This window comes from Pontimicrobium sp. IMCC45349, assembly GCF_047219225.1.
Classification (GTDB): domain Bacteria; phylum Bacteroidota; class Bacteroidia; order Flavobacteriales; family Flavobacteriaceae; genus IMCC45349.
This window is the reverse complement of record NZ_CP178208.1, coordinates 70,190-88,727: the sequence shown is the minus strand read 5'-3', so window position 1 is coordinate 88,727 and position 18,538 is coordinate 70,190. Positions and strand designations below refer to the sequence as shown.

17 protein-coding genes are annotated in these 18,538 nt (G+C 31.7%); 9 read left to right on the top strand and 8 right to left on the bottom strand.

Annotated elements, in window-relative coordinates; genetic code table 11:
- Position 1: 1 nt before the first annotated feature.
- The 5 genes from ACLII3_RS00445 to nhaC form a co-directional block, all read right to left on the bottom strand.
- Positions 2-2,428: a DNA translocase FtsK 4TM domain-containing protein gene (locus ACLII3_RS00445; protein ID WP_412985598.1), complete on the bottom strand. Its 2,427-nt coding sequence runs from the start codon at positions 2,426-2,428 to the stop codon at positions 2-4.
- A 63-nt stretch (positions 2,429-2,491) separates the two neighbouring features.
- Positions 2,492-2,860: a diacylglycerol kinase gene (locus tag ACLII3_RS00440; RefSeq protein ID WP_412985597.1), complete on the bottom strand. Its 369-nt coding sequence runs from the start codon at positions 2,858-2,860 to the stop codon at positions 2,492-2,494.
- Positions 2,853-3,359 (bottom strand): thiol peroxidase, encoded by a 507-nt coding sequence (gene tpx / locus ACLII3_RS00435; protein WP_412985595.1) that lies wholly within the window; start codon positions 3,357-3,359, stop codon positions 2,853-2,855. Before tpx ends, ACLII3_RS00440 begins: the two co-directional genes overlap by 8 nt.
- A gap of 130 nt (positions 3,360-3,489) precedes the next feature.
- On the bottom strand, positions 3,490-4,122 hold the full coding sequence (locus ACLII3_RS00430) for a peroxiredoxin (protein WP_412985593.1): 633 nt from the start codon (positions 4,120-4,122) through the stop codon (positions 3,490-3,492).
- Between the two features lie 99 nt (positions 4,123-4,221).
- Positions 4,222-5,694, bottom strand: coding sequence for a Na+/H+ antiporter NhaC (gene nhaC / locus ACLII3_RS00425; RefSeq protein ID WP_412985591.1), 1,473 nt, complete (start codon positions 5,692-5,694; stop codon positions 4,222-4,224).
- 84 nt (positions 5,695-5,778) lie between these two features.
- Between nhaC and ACLII3_RS00420 the strand changes: the two genes are divergently transcribed.
- Positions 5,779-6,801 (top strand): metal-dependent hydrolase, encoded by a 1,023-nt coding sequence (locus tag ACLII3_RS00420; RefSeq protein WP_412985589.1) that lies wholly within the window; start codon positions 5,779-5,781, stop codon positions 6,799-6,801.
- On the opposite strand, the gene ACLII3_RS00415 is transcribed toward ACLII3_RS00420, so the two are convergent.
- Positions 6,798-8,012, bottom strand: a complete 1,215-nt coding sequence (locus ACLII3_RS00415; protein WP_412985588.1) for an aminotransferase class I/II-fold pyridoxal phosphate-dependent enzyme — start codon at positions 8,010-8,012, stop codon at positions 6,798-6,800. The genes ACLII3_RS00420 and ACLII3_RS00415 overlap by 4 nt on opposite strands.
- 156 nt (positions 8,013-8,168) lie before the next feature.
- On the opposite strand from ACLII3_RS00415, the gene ACLII3_RS00410 reads away from it, so the two are divergent.
- The 3 genes from ACLII3_RS00410 to lpdA all read left to right on the top strand — a co-directional run bounded on the left by ACLII3_RS00410 (position 8,169) and on the right by lpdA (position 10,759).
- Positions 8,169-8,627, top strand: coding sequence for an Lrp/AsnC family transcriptional regulator (locus ACLII3_RS00410; protein ID WP_412985586.1), 459 nt, complete (start codon positions 8,169-8,171; stop codon positions 8,625-8,627).
- A 1-nt stretch (position 8,628) separates the two neighbouring features.
- On the top strand, positions 8,629-9,255 hold the full coding sequence (locus ACLII3_RS00405) for a CPBP family intramembrane glutamic endopeptidase (protein WP_412985584.1): 627 nt from the start codon (positions 8,629-8,631) through the stop codon (positions 9,253-9,255).
- A gap of 103 nt (positions 9,256-9,358) precedes the next feature.
- Positions 9,359-10,759: a dihydrolipoyl dehydrogenase gene (gene lpdA / locus ACLII3_RS00400; RefSeq protein WP_412985583.1), complete on the top strand. Its 1,401-nt coding sequence runs from the start codon at positions 9,359-9,361 to the stop codon at positions 10,757-10,759.
- Positions 10,760-10,829: 70 nt separating this feature from the next.
- On the opposite strand, the gene ACLII3_RS00395 is transcribed toward lpdA, so the two are convergent.
- Positions 10,830-12,539 (bottom strand): tetratricopeptide repeat protein, encoded by a 1,710-nt coding sequence (locus tag ACLII3_RS00395; protein ID WP_412985581.1) that lies wholly within the window; start codon positions 12,537-12,539, stop codon positions 10,830-10,832.
- Between the two features lie 222 nt (positions 12,540-12,761).
- On the opposite strand from ACLII3_RS00395, the gene ACLII3_RS00390 reads away from it, so the two are divergent.
- The 5 genes from ACLII3_RS00390 (at position 12,762) to ACLII3_RS00370 (ending at position 17,718) form a co-directional block, all read left to right on the top strand.
- On the top strand, positions 12,762-15,143 hold the full coding sequence (locus tag ACLII3_RS00390) for a TonB-dependent receptor (protein ID WP_412985579.1): 2,382 nt from the start codon (positions 12,762-12,764) through the stop codon (positions 15,141-15,143).
- A gap of 4 nt (positions 15,144-15,147) precedes the next feature.
- Entirely contained in the window at positions 15,148-15,993 is an 846-nt protein-coding gene (locus ACLII3_RS00385) for a DUF4249 domain-containing protein (protein ID WP_412985578.1), read from the top strand.
- 148 nt (positions 15,994-16,141) lie between these two features.
- Positions 16,142-16,723, top strand: a complete 582-nt coding sequence (locus tag ACLII3_RS00380) for an RNA polymerase sigma factor (protein ID WP_412985576.1) — start codon at positions 16,142-16,144, stop codon at positions 16,721-16,723.
- Positions 16,716-16,889, top strand: coding sequence for a hypothetical protein (locus ACLII3_RS00375; RefSeq protein ID WP_412985575.1), 174 nt, complete (start codon positions 16,716-16,718; stop codon positions 16,887-16,889). Before ACLII3_RS00380 ends, ACLII3_RS00375 begins: the two co-directional genes overlap by 8 nt.
- Positions 16,890-16,911: 22 nt before the next feature.
- Entirely contained in the window at positions 16,912-17,718 is an 807-nt protein-coding gene (locus ACLII3_RS00370; RefSeq protein WP_412985573.1) for a mechanosensitive ion channel family protein, read from the top strand.
- 98 nt (positions 17,719-17,816) lie between these two features.
- On the opposite strand, the gene ACLII3_RS00365 is transcribed toward ACLII3_RS00370, so the two are convergent.
- Complete coding sequence (locus tag ACLII3_RS00365) at positions 17,817-18,536, bottom strand: LytR/AlgR family response regulator transcription factor (protein ID WP_412985572.1); 720 nt, start codon at positions 18,534-18,536, stop codon at positions 17,817-17,819.
- Between the last annotated feature and the right edge of the window lie 2 nt (positions 18,537-18,538).

The window sequence follows — 18,538 nt, the reverse complement described above, 5'->3', positions numbered from 1 at the left end:
TTTAAGTGTTCTTTTCATTTTCTAAAAGTTGCTCTAAGGCTAATAAATCAGGAACGAGAACTTGTCTAGCTTTACTACCTTCAAATTGTCCTACAATGCCTGCTGCTTCTAATTGATCTATTAAACGACCAGCTCTATTATAACCTAATTTTAATTTACGTTGTAATAATGATGCAGAGCCTTGTTGTGCTGTAACAATAATTTCGGCAGCTTCTCTAAACAGTTTATCTCTATCCGAAATGTCTATATCAAGACTTGTGCCACTTTCTTCTCCAACATATTCTGGCAGTAAATGAGCATCTGGATATGCTTTTTGCGAACCAATAAATTCAGTTATTTTTTCTACTTCAGGTGTGTCAACAAAGGCACATTGTATACGTATCATATCATTACCTTGAGTGTAAAGCATATCTCCACGACCAATTAATTGGTCTGCTCCAGCACCATCAAGAATGGTTCTAGAATCTATTTTTGAGGTTACTCTAAAGGCAATTCTAGCAGGGAAGTTGGCTTTAATAATACCTGTAATTACATTTACAGAAGGGCGTTGCGTGGCTATAATTAAGTGTATACCAATAGCACGTGCTAATTGAGCTAAACGCGCAATAGGAGTTTCTACTTCTTTACCAGCAGTCATAATTAAATCTGCAAATTCATCGACTACTAAAACGATATATGGTAAAAACTTGTGTCCATCATTAGGATTAAGTTTTCTTGCTTTAAATTTTTCGTTGTATTCTATAATGTTTCTACAAAATGCATTTTTTAGCATTTCGTAGCGATTATCCATTTCAATACAAAGTGAATTAAGTGTGTTAATTACTTTAGTGTTGTCTGTAATTATGGCATCTTCACTGTCAGGTAGTTTAGCTAAATAATGTCTTTCTATTTTGTTAAATAGCGTAAGTTCCACCTTTTTTGGGTCAACTAAAACAAATTTTACTTCGGCAGGATGTTTTTTGTAAAGTAAGGAGGTTAGTACTGCGTTTAAACCTACAGATTTACCTTGACCTGTAGCTCCTGCCATTAAAAGGTGAGGCATTTTGGCTAAATCAACAACAAAGGTTTCATTGCTAATAGTTTTACCAAGAGCAACTGGTAATTGCATTTCAGATTTTTGGAATTTTTGAGAGGCAATTACAGAGTGCATTGACACAATTGTTGCATTTTTATTAGGCACTTCAATACCAATAGTCCCTTTTCCTGGAATTGGTGCAATAATACGAATTCCTAAAGCAGCTAATGATAAAGCAATATCGTCTTCTAAATTTTTAATTTTAGAAATACGTACACCTGCTTCTGGTACAATTTCGTAAAGTGTAACTGTTGGACCAATTGTAGCTTTAATACTTGAAATACCAATTTTATAATTGCTGAGAGTTTCAACAATTTTATTTTTGTTTTCCTCTAATTCTTCCTGATTTATGGTAATGCCTTCAGTATCATATTTTTTTAGAAGATCTAGTGTTGGGAATTGATACTTTCCAAGTTCAAGGGTAGGGTCGAAGCGCCCAAAATCTTCAACTAGTTTATCTGCTAGATTATCTGTTTCTGATTTTTCTTCAGCTACAGTTTCGACCTTCATTTCAACCGCCTCTTTAACAATAGCTTCTTCTGGAGCAACTTCAACTTCTAGCTTTTTTTCTTCAACTTTTGGTTCTTTGGAAACCTTTTCTTTTGGTTTAGAATGGTTTTTTATAGTTGGTTCTAAGTTTTCTAGAGGAATTTCAAACGCAGATTTGATTTCTTCTGCTTCTGCACTCAAGTTGTTGTCAATAGGAATTGTAGGGTTTTCGTTTGCAACTTCTTTTTCTTCATTAAATTCAGCTTTCATTTCTTTTTTAGCTCTTTTAAAAGCGTTTCCAAAATGTTGAGGTGTTAGTTTAAATCTAATAGCTAGATAGCTTATTAAACCTAAAACTAATATAAGAGCTGTACCAATTCTACCAATGTAATCTTTTAAGAATAAATTGATTTCGTAACCAATAGTGCCTCCTAATAAAGGATTTTTAGACGATAAAAACCCAAAAGCAATAGAGGTCCAAATAACAATTAATGTACCCCAAAACCAATGCCTTTGAAGTCTAGCTTTATTAATGTTTAATAAAACATAAATTCCAGAAATAAATATTAGTCCAGAAAATATAAAAGATGCAATACCAAAGCCTTTGTAAATAAACAAATCACTTACCCAAGCACCAATTTTACTTAGCCAATTTTTTGCTTCGACATCTCTAGATGTAAATTCGCTTAAAATACTTTGATCTGCTTGACCAGTAAAAAAGTAAGATAGAAAAGAGATAAATAGTAGAATACCTAGAATAAGTAAAAAACTACCAAATACTAGCTTTTGCTGACTTGACAGATTTAGGCTAGGTTTTTTTAACTTCTTTTTAGTCTTAGTTTTGGTTGTTTTTTTCTTGGCCATTAATGATTGTTAGATTTAAACAAAAATACAAATTACAAACGTTTATCCTAAATGAATATTATTTTAAAAAATTTTAGGTAAATAAATTAATAAACCAATTATACTTGCAGCTATGGCTGCAATAAAAACAGCTCCTGCAGCAACATCTTTTATGAGTCCAATTTTTTCATGATGTTCAGGGTGAATAAAATCTGCTATGGCTTCTATAGCTGTGTTTACACCTTCAATACTCATAATTAACCCAATAGCAAAAATTTGCATAATCCATTCGGTAATAGATATATTGTAATAAAACCCAGCAATAGTAACCAATATGCCAATGAAAAATTGAATTTTAATACTAGCTTCGGTCTTTAAAAGTAACAAAGCACCTTTAAAAGCATAATTAACACTCTTTAATCTGTTAATTAGAAATGAATCTTTTTTAGTCATCTAAAAGGGCTTCTAAGGCTAATTTGTAATTTGGTTCGTCTACTATTTCAGATACTTGTTCCGTATGTTTAACAATACCATTTTCGTCGATTACAACAATACATCTAGAGTGTAGTGCTTCGAGAGGTCCATTTGTAAAAGTTAAACCATAATCTTTTCCAAATTCTCCAGTTTTAAAATCTGATAGATTTACAACATTAGTTAATCCTTCTGCTCCACAAAATCGTGCCTGAGCAAATGGTAAATCTTTAGAAATACAAAGTACTTTTGTGTTTTTAAGTTCACTAGCTTCCTTATTGAATTGTCTAACTGATTGAGCGCATGTTCCAGTGTCTATACTTGGAAAAATATTTAAAACCAATTTACTACCAATAAAATCAGATAAAGATTTAGTTGATAAATCTACTGCTGTAAGATTGAAGTTTGGTGCTTTACTGCCTGTTTTAGGTAGTTCACCAAGAGTTTGTATAGGATTTCCTTTTAAGGTTACTGTAGCCATGATTTTTAGTTTTATAGTGAAATTTAAAAATAGAGATATTAAATTTGAATTAATGCTTTTTTAGAAATTTTTAGCAATAAAAAAGCCGTTTTATTAAAAACGGCTTTTTAAAAATATTATAAGATATATCTTAGTTTTTTGCTAAGTACTCAGCAGTTGATTTGTGGTCTGCTTGCATACCTTCTTGACCTTTACTCCAGTTTGCTGGACAAACTTCTCCGTTTTCTTCAAAGAATTGTAAAGCATCTACCATTCTAATAGCTTCATCAACGTTACGACCTAATGGTAAATCGTTAACTAATTGGTGACGTACAGTTCCTTCTTTGTCAATTAAGAATAAACCTCTGTAAGCGATTAATTCACCTTCAGATTGTAACATGTCGTTATCATCATAATAAGTTTCACCAGCTAAAACATCGTAGTTAGCAGAAATAGTTTTGTTAGTATCAGCAACTAAAGGATAAGTTACACCTTTAATTCCACCTTGTCCTTTTTCAACTTGTAACCAACCAAAGTGAGATTGCTCAGTATCAGTAGATACACCAACAACAGCAACACCTCTTGATTCGAAATCTGCTAATTTACTTTGGAAAGCGTGTAATTCTGTTGGGCAAACAAATGTAAAATCTTTAGGGTAGAAAAATAATACTACATACTTTTCTCCTAAGTATTGATCAAGTGAGAAATTCTCAACAAATTCGCAGCCATTTACTACTGCTTGTGCGTTAAATTTAGGTGCTTTTTGTCCTACTAATACAGCCATTTTATTTATATTTTTAATTATTAAATTTCTATTGCAAATATAGTGTGAAGAACTAGTATTTAATAGTATTGTAATCTAAAAATTTTATTTAGCTATAAGTTATGCTGATTTGGTTGTAAGTTGTTTGATTTTTATAGAAAATGCAGCAAATAATAATGTTGTAAACGGACTTAGCCAATTAAAAATAGCATATGCAAAATAGCTTGCCACATCAACACCTAAAACACCACTTTGGTATGCAGCACATGTATTCCAAGGAACAAGCACAGAGGTAACAGTTCCGGAATCTTCTAAGGTTCTACTTAAGTTTTCTGGTGCTAATCCTTTATCTTCGTATGCTTTTTTAAACATTTTTCCAGGAATTACAATGGCTAGATATTGGTCGCTAGCAATAATGTTTAAACCTAAACAACTAATAACTGTACTTGCAAATAAACCAAATACTGAATCTGCAATAGATAAAAGAGATTTAGTAATTCTAGCTAAGGCACCAATGGCATCCATAACTCCACCAAATACCATAGCACAACAAATTAAGAAAATTGTCCAAAGCATTCCCTTCATACCTCCGGCAGTAAATAACTCATTTAGCTTCTCATTGTCTGTAGTAATTTCTGTATCGACAAAAATTGCATTTATAATTGATTTAAAACTAGAAGAAGAGATACTAGACAGTATTTCTGGTTGAAATATAAAAGCAAAAATTGCAGCTAAAATAACACCTACACCTAAAGCAATTAATGGTTTTGTTTTTGCTAAAATTAGACCAATTACAGCTAAGGGAACTAAGAATAGCCAAGGCGTGATATTGAAGGTAGTGTTTATTGTGCTTAGTAGGTTACTAACATCTGCATTACCGCTTACATCTAAATTGAATCCTAAAATAGTGAAAACTATAAGTGTTACAATAATTGTAGGTACAGTAGTTAAGGTCATGTATCTTATATGTGTAAACAAATCGGTTCCAGCCATTGCAGGAGCAAGGTTTGTTGTATCACTTAATGGCGACATTTTATCTCCAAAATAAGCTCCAGAAATAACTGCTCCAGCTATCATTCCAGGAGAAATACCTAATGCACTACCAATGCCAATCAAAGCAATACCTACTGTTGCTGAGGTTGTCCAAGAACTACCAGTAGCAATTGAGATAAGTGCAGCTATAATAACTGATGCTGGTAAAAATATTTCAGGACTTAAAACTTGTAAGCCGTAATATACCATAGCAGGTATAACACCACTAACAAGCCATGTGCCTGCTAAAGCACCAACAAGTAGCAAAATTAAAATTGGGACAAAAATACTTTTTAAGTTTTCCCAAACTTCCTGTAGCATTAAAGAGATAGAAACTTTATTGTAAAAACCAACAATAGCAGCAATGCCTCCACCCATTAATAGAATTATTTGATTGGTGTAAGTACCAAACCATTCTTGACCATCAACAAAAAATATGTTGTAAGCTAATAAAGCCATTAGCAATACAACAGGAATAAGGGCTTCCCAAATATTTAGTTCTTTATTTTCAACAATGCCTTGTTTGTCAATATCTATTTTGGATATATTTTTATCGCTCATTTTGCAAAATTTGTTCTGTAATGTTACGATTTTGTGAAGACCTTTGCAAATGAAATTAGTTATGTACATTTGTTTCAATTATTTATGGATTCACTTACTCAAATTGTTTTAGGTGCTGCTTGTGGAGAAGTAGCTTTAGGTAAAAAGATTGGTAACAAAGCACTGCTATTTGGAGCTATTGGAGGTACTATTCCAGATTTAGATGTATTTATTGGTAGCTGGTTGCATGGTAACGAGATTGATGCTATGGCTTTTCACAGAGGGTTTATGCACTCTATAGTCTTTTCTATAGTGTTTTCTCCTTTGATTGGATATTTGTTCCATTGGCTATATAATCGAGGAAAACGATTGGGGCAAACCACACATAAAGATTGGACTTGGTTGTTCTTTTTATCCATTTTCACACATCCTATTTTAGATAGTTTTACTCCTTATGGCACACAGTTATTAGCACCTTTTACAAATTATAGAGTAGCCTTTAATACAATATCTGTTGTTGATCCTATTTATACCATTCCATTTTTATTGTTATTGATAATAATGATGTTTTATAAACGTAATACATCAAAACGCAGTTTTTTAAATAAATTGGCATTATCTATCAGTACCTTTTATTTGCTGTTAACAGTAGGTAATAAATTATATATAAATTCTGTATATAAGGATTCGCTTAAAAAAGAAGCGATTGTTTACGAACGTTTCCAGACCCAACCAACTATTTTTAATAATGTACTTTGGTATGGAATTGCAGAAACCAAGAACGAGTTTTATGTTGGTATGTATTCTATTTTAGATAGAGACTCTATAGTTACAAATTGGCAAAAGTTGCCAAAGAATCATGATTTGGTTTCAACTGACTATAAAGATATTCAAACCTTATCATGGTTTAGTAATGGCTACTATAATTTAATTCCTTTGGAAGAAGAAAACACATTTAGATATAATGATTTGCGTTATCCTTTATTAAATGAAAGTGATCCAAATTCATCTGTATTTAGTTTTACTATAAAAAAAGAGGGAGAACGTTGGAATGCTCTCCCTTTTGAGGGTAAACCTCCATCAAGTGAAGATTTAAGTGTATTTTGGAAACGTATTAAAGGACGTTAAGCTAACTCTGGTTGTAAAATATCTAATTCTACCATACACGCTTTCATCATTTCATAAGTACGTTCAATGTCATCATCAAGACCAATAGAGAAACGAATTAAGCCATCGGTTAATCCCATTTCTGCTTGTTCGTCTTCAGGTATTTCTGAAGAAGTTGAAGTTCCAGGAGCACTAAATAAAGTTTTGTAGAAACCTAAACTTACTGCTAAGTACCCAAGGTTACGTTCTTGCATAAGCTCCATTAATGCATTGGCTTTATCTAATGAACCAACATCAATAGTAAGCATACCTCCAAAACCATACTCTTCATTCATCATTGATTTGAAGATTTCATGTGAAGGGTGAGATGCTAATCCAGGGTAAACTGTTTTTAAACCATCGTTTTCAAATTTGTTAGCTAAATACGTTGCGTTTTTACTGTGTTGCTTCATTCTAATATGAAGCGTTCTCATATTCTTTAAAATTGAAGACGAACGTAAACTATCCATAGATGCACCAAGTAACATACTTGCACCATCGATAACGCTTTTTAGAGATGTTACAAATTCAGATGTACCACAAACAACGCCTCCCATGGTGTCAGAAGACCCATTGATGAATTTTGTTAAACTGTGAATAACTACATCTGCTCCTAATTGTGCAGGAGAAATAGATAAAGGTGAAAAAGTATTGTCTACAACTAATTTTAAATTGTGTCTTTTTGCAATAGCAGCAAGTCCTCTAATATCAGCAACTTCTAATAATGGATTACTTACAGATTCGCAGTAGATTACTTTTGTGTTTTCGGTAATTGCAGCTTCAACTACATCAAGTTTAGTAATATCAACAAATGTTGTTTGGATATTCATTCTTGGTGTGAAGTTTTTTAAGAAAGCATATGTACCACCATAAATTGTTCTACTTGATACTATGTGGTCACCTGCACCACAAAGTTGTAGTAATGTTGGTGTAATTGCTCCCATTCCAGAACCTGCAACATTAGCACTTTCTGTTCCTTCCATAGCAGCTAATGCTTCGCCTAAATATAGGTTTGAAGGAGAGGTATGTCTAGAGTATAAGTAGCAACCATCTGTATTACCTTCAAAAGTATCAAACATAGTTTTAGCTTCTAAAAAAGTGTAAGTAGATGAGTCGGAAATAGAAGGGTTTACGCCTCCAAATTCACCAAAATATTGTAAGTCTTGAATGTTGTTTGCTGGTTTAAATTTCATTGTGTTAGTTTTTGTTATTGCAAATTTCAATAATAATGGAATATTAAACAATAGTATTTTGTTTATTTAGAATATAAAACTAAAATAGTTTAGTTTATTAGAATTAATAACTATATTTGAATGAGTTAGTAAGTGTAACTGAAAAAATTTTCTATTATGAAATTTGATGCAATTGATAAACGGTTATTAGAGTTGTTGCAAATAGATGCTAAGCAAACAAATAAAGAATTATCTGGTAAGCTTAATTTGTCTGTTACTGCTGTATATGAACGAATTAAAAAACTTGAAAAGGAAGGTGTTATAGATAAGTATGTAGCATTGGTTAATAAAGAAAAAATAAGAAAAGCATTTGTGGCTTTTTGTCATGTTAAATTGGTTAAGCATTCGCAGGAATATGTTGTGCAATTTGAAAAAGATGTTGCAGAAATTAATGAAGTATTAGAGTGTTATCATACTAGTGGTGATTACGACTATATATTAAAAGTGCATGTGGAAGATATGGAGTCTTTTAGAGAGTTTATGGTAAATAAGCTTACTACCATTAATCATATAGGTAGTACACACAGTATGTTTATGATTAATGAAGTAAAGCATACAACAGCATTAAACATTTAATATGCAATCAAAAATCTATAAACTAACAGAGTTGTTTTTACTTTTTGTACTTGTTCCAATTGTTTTTGCATTGAACATTGTCAATTGGTTAAAGGCATCAATTGGTGTTTTAGGTTTTATTTATGTAGTTATTGTTTTAATAAGAGTGCAAAAAAAGAAATTTAAAATCTCTAATAATATTAATTGGAAAAGCTTTTTAAAACAGTTAACCATAAAGTTTTTGTTTATAGCAGTTATAACTGCACTGTTTGTGTGGTTTTTTTATAACGAAAATTTCTTTATTGTTGTTAAAGAAAAACCATTATTATGGTTGGTTTTTGTTGGTGTATATAGTTTGTTTTCAGTATATCCGCAAGAATTGATTTATAGAACATTCTTTTTTGAAAGGTATGAGTTTTTAATTGAGAATAAGTACTTATTCATTTTTATTAATGCTATTCTATTTTCATTAGCTCATTTATTTTTTAAAAGTAGTATAGTTTTATTTATAACATTTATAGGAGGCTTGTTCTTTGCTTGTACCTATTATAAAACTAAATCAACGTTATTAGTGACAATTGAACATGCAATATATGGCAGTTGGTTGTTTACTGTTGGAATGGGGACAATGCTTGGTTTTCCTGTCTAGTTTTTATCCTTTTTAAAAAACGTTAATTGGTGTTCTTTATTCCAAAATCAATGTGTACTTTTGTATCTCATTTAAATAAAATAAACATCAAAATATAAATTTTATGAGTCAATATGATGTAGCGGTTATCGGTTCAGGACCTGGAGGTTATGTGACAGCAATTCGTTGTGCACAATTAGGTATGAAAACTGCAATTATTGAAAAGTATTCAACATTAGGTGGAACATGCTTAAATGTTGGTTGTATTCCAAGTAAAGCACTTTTAGATTCGTCACATCACTACGAAGATGCTGTAAAGCATTTTGAAGAGCACGGAATTGAAATTCCTGGTGATATCAAAGTGAATCTTGGAAAAATGATCGCGCGTAAGCAGTCTGTTGTAGATCAAACTACTGGTGGAATCGACTTCTTAATGAAGAAAAATAAAATTGATGTTTATCAAGGTTTAGGAAGCTTTAAAGACGCAACTCACATTACAATTACAGGTGAGGAAACTACCGAAATTGAAGCAAAAAATACAATTATTGCTACTGGAAGTAAACCATCTAGTTTACCATTTATTAATCTTGATAAAGAAAGAGTTATAACTTCTACTGAAGCTTTAAAACTTAAAGAAGTTCCAAAACACTTAATCGTTATTGGAGGTGGAGTTATTGGTTTAGAGCTTGGACAGGTTTATAAGCGTTTAGGTGCTGATGTTTCTGTAGTTGAGTACGCTGATAGAATAGTACCAACAATGGATGCAGGAGTTTCTAAAGAATTGAATAAAGTGCTTAAGAAGCAAAAATTCAAAATGAATGTGTCTCATAAAGTAAAATCTGTTGAGCGTGATGGAGATGAGGTTGTTGTAAAAGCAGATAACAAAAAAGGACAAGAAGTAGAATTTAGAGGTGATTACTGTTTAGTATCTGTTGGACGTCGTCCTTATACAGATGGTTTAAATGCTGAAGCTGCTGGTGTAAAGTTAAATGAAAGAGGACAAGTTGAAGTAAACGAACATTTACAAACTACTGCTCCAAATATTTATGCTATTGGTGATGTTATTAAAGGTGCAATGTTAGCACACAAAGCTGAAGAAGAAGGCGTGTTTGTTGCTGAAACTTTAGCAGGACAAAAACCACATATTGATTATAACTTAATTCCAGGTGTTGTATATACATGGCCGGAAGTTGCTGCTGTTGGTAAAACAGAAGAAGACTTAAAAGCTGCTGGAGTAGAATATAAAGTAGGACAATTTCCAATGCGTGCATTAGGAAGAAGTAGAGCGAGTATGGATTTAGATGGATTTGTAAAAATCTTAGCAGATAAATCTACTGATGAAATTCTTGGTGTACACATGGTAGGAGCACGTGCTGCAGATATGATTGCAGAAGCAGTTGTAGCTATGGAATACAGAGCTTCTGCTGAAGATATCTCTCGTATGTCTCATGCACATCCAACGTTTACTGAAGCAATTAAAGAAGCGGCTTTAGCTGCTACTGACGATAGAGCATTGCATATTTAATGTTATCTGAGCTGGATTCAGATTCCTAATAAAATATATTTAAAAAGGCGAACCAAATGGTTCGCCTTTTTTATTCAATTATATAATCAGCATCAATCCAACTCGTTTTAATGAGGTCTTCATAGTGTTTCGCTTTTTCAGTATTACCAAGCTTCTCGTATGCTTGCTTTAAGCCATGATGCGCCCAACCGTTTTTAGGAAGACGTTTTAAATCATCTTTAAAGGTTTTTATTGCATTTTCATAGTGTTTAGCTTTTAACTGTATATTCCCTAAATGATGACGAATGGAGAAAAACCAATCTGGCGGTTCATTATAATTAAGTGCATCTTCAATAGCTACTGCTTCTTTTAAGAGTATAATACTTGTGTCGAATTCGCCTTCAGAAGCCCAAATTTCTGCTTCTAAAACCTTTGCAGCTATACTCACTAAATCGTAAACTGTATTAATGTCCCAAATAGTCACTTCTTTTAAGCTTTCCTCTTTTGAGAGTTTTAGTAACTGTTGTAGTTCAAGTTTTGCTTTTTCTTGATCCCCTTTTCCTAAGTGAGCCATTCCCTCAGCATAATGTCTAATAGCCTTGATGTAATTTAAATCATAAGTTTCAAATTTCATAGCTAGTATGTCGTCCCATTTTTTGAACTTAACTGCAACATTGTATGGTGTGATGTAATAATGTTGAAGCGTTCCCCAACCAGGTTGTTTCATAATTTTTGGATGTACATGTTCAGATACTTTATTTGCTCCAATCATAGCCCAGTGACTATTACCTTCTAGTGTAGCAGTAGCTGCCATAAAATGATAATTATGAGGGTAATAACCTAGAGGATAAGCACCTTGCGCGTGACATTGTGTTACATAAGTACTATCTGCTTTTACTGCTGCTATGTTAGACAATGTGCCTTTGTGATATTCACCAGTTCTTATATAGATGTGAGATGGCATATGTAATAGATGTCCAGAGCCAGAAACTAAACCATCATCAAACATTTTAGCTGAATTATTTGCGCGTTCAGGAGTATTAGAAGCTTCTACAGCATGAATATAAAAATGATGTGCTCCTGGATGGTTGGGATACTTTTCTAGGTTTGATTCTAGTAATAACACAATTTCAGGAGTCCATTCTTTTGCATCTCCTTCTTTGTTATATAAATCCCAAGGATGTAAGTTCATAATGGATTCTGCATACAAAACAGAAATTTCAGAATCATCAGGATATGTATTATATAATGTCTTCATAGCTGTTGAATAATCTATATCTAGTTGATACCTGTCTTCTGGTGGTTCTTGAGCATATCTTATCGCCATAGTTTCGATTAATTCTTTTTCTTTTTGGGTGCTATTTTCAGATAATTCTTTTGCTGTTTGAATAGCTTCATAAGCACGTTGGTAATTATCGGGTTCCATTCCAGCGTTATAATTAGGACCTAATACATATGCATAACCCCAAAAAGCCATGGCACAATTTGGGTCTAGTTTAGTTGCGTAATAAAATGAGCGTGCTGCTTCAGCATGATTAAATCCATAAGCTAAAGTCATACCTTGATTAAAGTACTTTTGAACTAAAGTGTCTTTTGTTGTGATTTTGTAATTAACAACATCTAAGCCTTCTAATAAAGGGGCAATATTGTCTTTCTTATACCATTCAGCATCTGTTATTTGAGGTACGCAAGCGTACTTTGAGGTTCGAGGAGATTCTAATACAATAGTTTCTGGACTAGTGTTTTGTTTACAAGAATAGATGAATAGAATTATAAATAAAGGGAGGTATTTTTTTAACATTATTACTAATTGTTTGGTTGTTAGTATGTTAATATACGGCGCTTTAGCTGGTTTATAAAATGTTTAATGTTTTAAATGTTTAAAAATGAATAGTTTATATTGTTAAAGTGTAATAAAATGTTAATTAGCATTATTATTTTTGATTTGAAAATGTGTAATAATAGTTTTACAAATTATACGTTGTATATGCAGTTTTAAAAACACAAAATCAATAATCAAAAAATGAACAATCAAAAAATTAAACAGTTACTTCTACTGTTTATGATGTTTAGTGCAATTGTACATGCACAAGAAACATTTACAATTAATGGAACTGTTAAAGATGCTGCCAATGGTGAAACACTATTTGGAGCTTCAGTTTATCTAAAAGGGACTAATATTGGTGCTATTACTAATGAGTATGGTTTTTATTCGTTAACTGCGCCTAAAGGAACTTATGTGCTAGTTATATCCTATGTAGGTTATGGAAACATTGAAAAAAGTATCACTCTTGATAAAAATCAAAAGTTAGATATAGAGGCACAAGAGTCTTCCACACAATTAGAAGAGGTTGTGATTACTGCAGAAGAGTCTGAGCGTGTAAGTATTAAAAAACCTCAAATGAGTGTTTCTAAGCTTAAGATAAACTCTATTAAGCAAATGCCAGTTGTTTTAGGCGAGGTAGATATAGTGAAATCAATTCAGCTTTTACCAGGAGTTACAAATAATGGAGAAGGTTCAACAGGATTTAATGTTAGAGGAGGAGCAGTAGACCAAAATTTAGTACTCTTAGATGAAGCTATTATTTATAATACTTCACATTTATTAGGTTTTTTCTCCATTTTTAATGCAGATGCAATTAAGGATATTAAATTGTATAAAGGAGGAATTCCTGCAAAATTTGGAGGTAGAGTATCTTCTGTTCTTGATGTGAGGCAAAAAGATGGTAACAGTAAAGAGTTTCATTTAACAGGAGGAATAGGAGCAATTTCGAGTAGGTTAGCTGCAGAAGGACCAATGTTTAATAAAAAAGGTTCTTTTTTAGTAGCAGGAAGAGGTTCGTATGCTCATTTGTTTTTAAAAGCCGCAGGAGAAGATAATAGCGCATATTTCTACGATTTAAACTTAAAAACCAATTATAATATAGATGAAAACAATAAAATGTATTTGTCTGGTTATTTTGGTAGAGACGATTTTAATTTTGGTGGAAATTTTAAAAGTGGATATGGTAATTTGTCTGGAAACTTAAGATGGAACCATGTTTTTAATGATCGTTTATTTTCAAACCTTTCGTTAATTTATAGTAAGTATGATTATGAGTTAGAGTTTGATTCTTTTGAGTTTGATTGGGTGTCATCTATTAAAAATTATAATGTAAAATATGATTTAAGCTATTTTGTAAATAATAAACTAAAGTTTGATTTTGGAGTAAACGGAATTTTCTACGATTTTGATCCAGGAGAAATAAATCCAACCTCAGAAACTTCGGCAATAAATCCATTACAATTAGACCAAAAACGTGCTTTTGAAAGTGGTTTGTATGTTAGTGCAGAGCATAAATTATCTGAAAAATTAACAGCTACTTATGGATTACGCTATAGTGCTTTTTCTAGACTTGGAGGTCAAGCTTTAATGAATTATGAAAATGATCTTCCTGTAGTTTATAATGAGGTATTAGGGATTTATGAAGCAGGAGAGGCTATTGGAGAGACTTCTTATAAAAAGAGTGATGTTATTAAAAGTTTTGGTAACCTAGAACCTAGATTAGCTTTGGCGTATCAGTTAAATGAGTCGTCTTCTATAAAAGCTGGTTATTCAAGAACAGCTCAGTATATTCATTTGTTGTCTAACACAACATCTGTAACACCTTTAGATGTATGGACTCCAAGTGGTGAGTTTATAAAACCTCAGTTGTCTGATCAATATGCTATTGGATACTTTAAAAACTTTAAGGATAATATCTTTTCATTGGAAGTAGAAGCTTATTATAAAACAACAGACAATAGAATTGATTATATAGATGGTTCAGATTTAATAGGTCAAAACACCATTGAGACAGAGATATTAAATGGTGAAGCTAGAGCTTATGGTGTTGAATTTTTACTTAGAAAAACCAAGGGAAAGTATAGAGGTTGGTTAGCATATACTATTTCTAAGGCAGAACAACGTACACCTGGAGGAAAAGCTGGAGGCTTAGGAATTAATGATGGAAAATGGTATTATGCTTCACACGATAGGACACACGATGTTTCAATAACTAATAGTTATAAGTATAATGATAAATGGATATTTGGCGCTAATTTAATCTATCAAACTGGACGACCAGTAACCTATCCAAATGGTCAGTATCAATATGAAGACCTGACAATTGCAAGTTATACTGATAGAAATTCTGATAGATTAACATCATACCACAGAATTGATATTTCAGCCACTTATAGACCTAATAGAAAACCAGATGAAAAATGGAAAGGCGAATGGGTTTTTGGTATTTATAATATTTATAATCGTAAAAATGCAGCTTCAATTTCTTTTGGACAAAATAGAGAAACTGGAATTAACGAAGCTACACGTACAGCTATTTTTGGAATTGTGCCATCAGTAACTTATAACTTTAAATTTTAAACGCATGAAACAGTATATAAAACTAATATTTTTAGGATTAATGATTTCAGTAGTATCATGTACTGATGTTGTTGAAGTTGATGTGCCTGCAGCTGCACCTCGTTTGGTTATAGAGGCGTCTTTAGATTGGGAAAAAGGCACTTTAGGTAATGAGCAGACAATTAAATTAAGTGAGTCAGTACCTTACTTTGATGAATTGATAAATAACGAAGTAACTGGAGCTTCAGTAAAAGTTACTAATGATGATGATAATACTGAGTTTGTTTTTGTAGATCAAAATGATGGTACTTATACAACTGATGCGTTTTTGCCAATTATTGGACAATCGTACACTTTGGAAGTGATTTATAACGGTGAAGTTTATATTGCTCAGGAAACTTTAGTTCCAGTAGTAGATATAGCTGAGGTTAATCAGTCTATAGAAGATGGTTTTGATGATGAAGCTTTAGAGGTTAATGTGCTATTTGATGACCCAATTGATGAAGAGAATTTTTACCTTTTTAGATTTCAGGAAGCACAAGATTTATTGCCTGAGTTGTTAGATGTCTCTGATGAGTTTACCAATGGAAATCAAATGAAAGTATTTTACGAAAGAGAAGAAGATGATGATATAAACCAAGAAGAGTTACAACCTGGAGATGTTGTTTCTATTTCTTTTTATGGTATTTCAGAACGCTATTTTAATTATATCCGATTGCTAATAGAACAGTATGGGAGTGTTGGAGATCCATTTAGTACGTTACCAGCACCTTTAAGAGGTAATTGTACTAACCCAGCAAATCCAGATAATTATGCTTTTGGATATTTTAGGTTAACACAAGTAGTGAAGATCACATATACATTGGAGTAGTATTAAAAGTAATATGTATAATTTAAAAGATGCTAATGCAATGGGTTAGCATCTTTTTTTATTTGTATATTTCCTTAAATCTTTTTTTGATTATTTAGTGACCTTTTAGATAGAATGGTGTCTAAAACATAAATACCCTAACAAAACATTGAAAGTAAATCCTAATTATAAAGATTTATCAGACGAAGAATTAGTAAAAGCGATTGTGTCTAATAACGATACTTTGCTTTTCGAAATTCTGTACGATAGATATTCTAAGGTGGTTTATAACAAATGTTATGGTTTCTCAAAAAGTAGTCAAGAAGCAGAAGATTTAACTCAAGATGTATTTTTAAAACTATTTGTGAAATTGGCAACATTTAAAGGGAGATCAAAATTCTCGACGTGGTTGTATGCATTTACATATAATCACTGTGTGAATTATGTTAATAGAAATAATTCTAAAAAAATAGAGAAAAAAGCGGTTGACGCAGAAAATATAGGTGAAGAGTATTATAATACTGAAGAAGATGATAATGCAATTAACCAACTTAGAGTAGAAAAATTGAAGGAAGCTTTAGAAAAAATTTCTCCAGAAGAGAAAATGATTCTATTGCTTAAATATCAAGACTTCTTAAGTATAAAAGAACTTGTAGATATTTTTGATATTGGAGAAAGTGCTGTTAAAATGAGGCTTAAAAGAGCCAAGGAGAAACTAGTTAATGTATATAATGATGTAAATCATGGATAATCCATTCAATAAAATAGACAAACCTTTACAGGAAGTTCCTGAAGAGTTAAAAGGGAAAGTCATGAAAGATATAGCTACGGCTAAGCTTTTAATGGAATTAGCTAGTTTATTTTCATTAAACGTTGGCAGTGTTATAGAGCGAACAATTAAAGAACGAAAAAAATAATTTACCCTAACAAATTATACTAATGGAAAAGTTAGATGAGATAAAAAATATGGCTATTGATAGTTTTTCAACTACTGGAGTTACAGTTTTAAAAGCATTATTAGTGCTGTTAGTAGGTTGGATTTTTATCAAACTACTATTAAGAGTGCTAAAAAAATCTTTTAAATTTTTAAAAGTTGATAAGCTTAGTGAAAAAATAAATGACATTGAAGTTGTTGAAGGTAAAAAATTGAATGTAAATGTTGCAAAAGTTTTACTAACTGTGGTAAAATGGATGTTGCTGTTAACGTTGTTAGTAATTGTGTCAGAAATGATGGGAATTACCATGATTTCTGAAGGTATAGCTAGTTTAATTGGCTACTTGCCACAGGTGTTAAGTGCTACTGCAATTTTTGTAATTGGACTGTTTATAGCTAATGCAGTTAAGAAATCAATTCAAACATTTTTTAAATCTTTTGAATTATCTGGGTCAAAAATTGTTAGCCAATTGGTGTTTTTTATTATATTGATACTAGTTTCAGTAACTGCTTTAAATCAAGCTGGTGTTAATACCGATTTAATCACTAGTAACCTTAACCTAATTTTTGGTGCATTTCTTGCCGCATTTGCATTGGCTATAGGTCTAGGAGCTAAAGCAGTAGTAGCTGATTTATTAAGGACATTTTACACAAGACGTTTATACGAATTAGGACAAAAGATAAAATTTAATGATATTGAAGGAGAAATTGAGGCAATAGATGATATCTCTTTAACGTTAAAAACCAAGTCAGGTAAATTGATTGTACCTATTAAAGATATTGTGGAGAATCAAGTTGAAATTCTAGGCTAAACTTATGTTGTGGTATATATAAGTTATTGTTAGGGAAGGCCTGAAGACTATACTGGACTATCTGCATAAGCCCTTTTCATTAACTTGAAAGGGGTTTTTTATTTAAACTGTTCTAAGGTGTTTAAAGCATCTTTTTTATAGCTTCTACTAATAGTTAGTGCCTTGTTTAAAATATTAACATAATCATTGGTATAGGATTCTATATGGGAAATTGCTGTTATGTATGATCTATGGATTCTAACAAATCGATCTTTTGGGAGTTTAGCTTCAATAGCACTAATGGTTTCTCTCGTAACTATTGTTTTATGTCGTAAATGAATTTTTAAATAATCGCTGTAGCTTTCAATGTATATAATATCGGAGAACCTAATTTTTACCATTACTCTTTCCGATCTAACAAAGATGAAGTTGTTGTTATTCGTATTTTCTATAGTTGTTACGTTTGATGATTGATGAACATGAAAATAAGTATTTATGGCTTTTAGTAATCTATCAAAGCTAATTGGTTTTAGTAAGTAATCCACAGCTCTTAATTCAAATCCTTCAACAGCATAATCTCTATAAGCAGTTGTAAAAATAACCTTAATATTACTGTTTATAGATTTTGCAAACGATATACCAGAAATTTCAGGCATATTTATATCTAAAAAAACTAAATTAATATCATGAGTGTTTATATATTGAAAGGCTTCAATCGCGTTACTACAAGAAGCAACAATGGTTATGTTGTTTAATTTAGAAAGGTGTGTAGCAATAACTTCTCTAGCAATAGCTTCGTCATCAACAATTAAACAGGATATGTGTTTCTTGTTAGTCAAAT

Bases quoted from the DNA above. Each gene is read 5' to 3' on its own strand.
- ACLII3_RS00440 (WP_412985597.1), bottom strand. From the start codon at position 2,860: ATGACTAAAAAAGATTCATTTCTAATTAACAGATTAAAGAGTGTTAAT.
- ACLII3_RS00430 (WP_412985593.1), bottom strand. From the start codon at position 4,122: ATGGCTGTATTAGTAGGACAAAAAGCACCTAAATTTAACGCACAAGCA.
- ACLII3_RS00390 (WP_412985579.1), top strand. From the start codon at position 12,762: ATGAACAATCAAAAAATTAAACAGTTACTTCTACTGTTTATGATGTTT.
- ACLII3_RS00385 (WP_412985578.1), top strand. From the start codon at position 15,148: ATGAAACAGTATATAAAACTAATATTTTTAGGATTAATGATTTCAGTA.
- ACLII3_RS00375 (WP_412985575.1), top strand. From the start codon at position 16,716: ATGGATAATCCATTCAATAAAATAGACAAACCTTTACAGGAAGTTCCT.
- lpdA (WP_412985583.1), top strand. From the start codon at position 9,359: ATGAGTCAATATGATGTAGCGGTTATCGGTTCAGGACCTGGAGGTTAT.
- ACLII3_RS00420 (WP_412985589.1), top strand. From the start codon at position 5,779: ATGGATTCACTTACTCAAATTGTTTTAGGTGCTGCTTGTGGAGAAGTA.
- tpx (WP_412985595.1), bottom strand. From the start codon at position 3,359: ATGGCTACAGTAACCTTAAAAGGAAATCCTATACAAACTCTTGGTGAA.
- ACLII3_RS00405 (WP_412985584.1), top strand. From the start codon at position 8,629: ATGCAATCAAAAATCTATAAACTAACAGAGTTGTTTTTACTTTTTGTA.
- ACLII3_RS00445 (WP_412985598.1), bottom strand. From the start codon at position 2,428: ATGGCCAAGAAAAAAACAACCAAAACTAAGACTAAAAAGAAGTTAAAA.
- ACLII3_RS00415 (WP_412985588.1), bottom strand. From the start codon at position 8,012: ATGAAATTTAAACCAGCAAACAACATTCAAGACTTACAATATTTTGGT.
- ACLII3_RS00395 (WP_412985581.1), bottom strand. From the start codon at position 12,539: ATGTTAAAAAAATACCTCCCTTTATTTATAATTCTATTCATCTATTCT.
- nhaC (WP_412985591.1), bottom strand. From the start codon at position 5,694: ATGAGCGATAAAAATATATCCAAAATAGATATTGACAAACAAGGCATT.
- ACLII3_RS00370 (WP_412985573.1), top strand. From the start codon at position 16,912: ATGGAAAAGTTAGATGAGATAAAAAATATGGCTATTGATAGTTTTTCA.
- ACLII3_RS00410 (WP_412985586.1), top strand. From the start codon at position 8,169: ATGAAATTTGATGCAATTGATAAACGGTTATTAGAGTTGTTGCAAATA.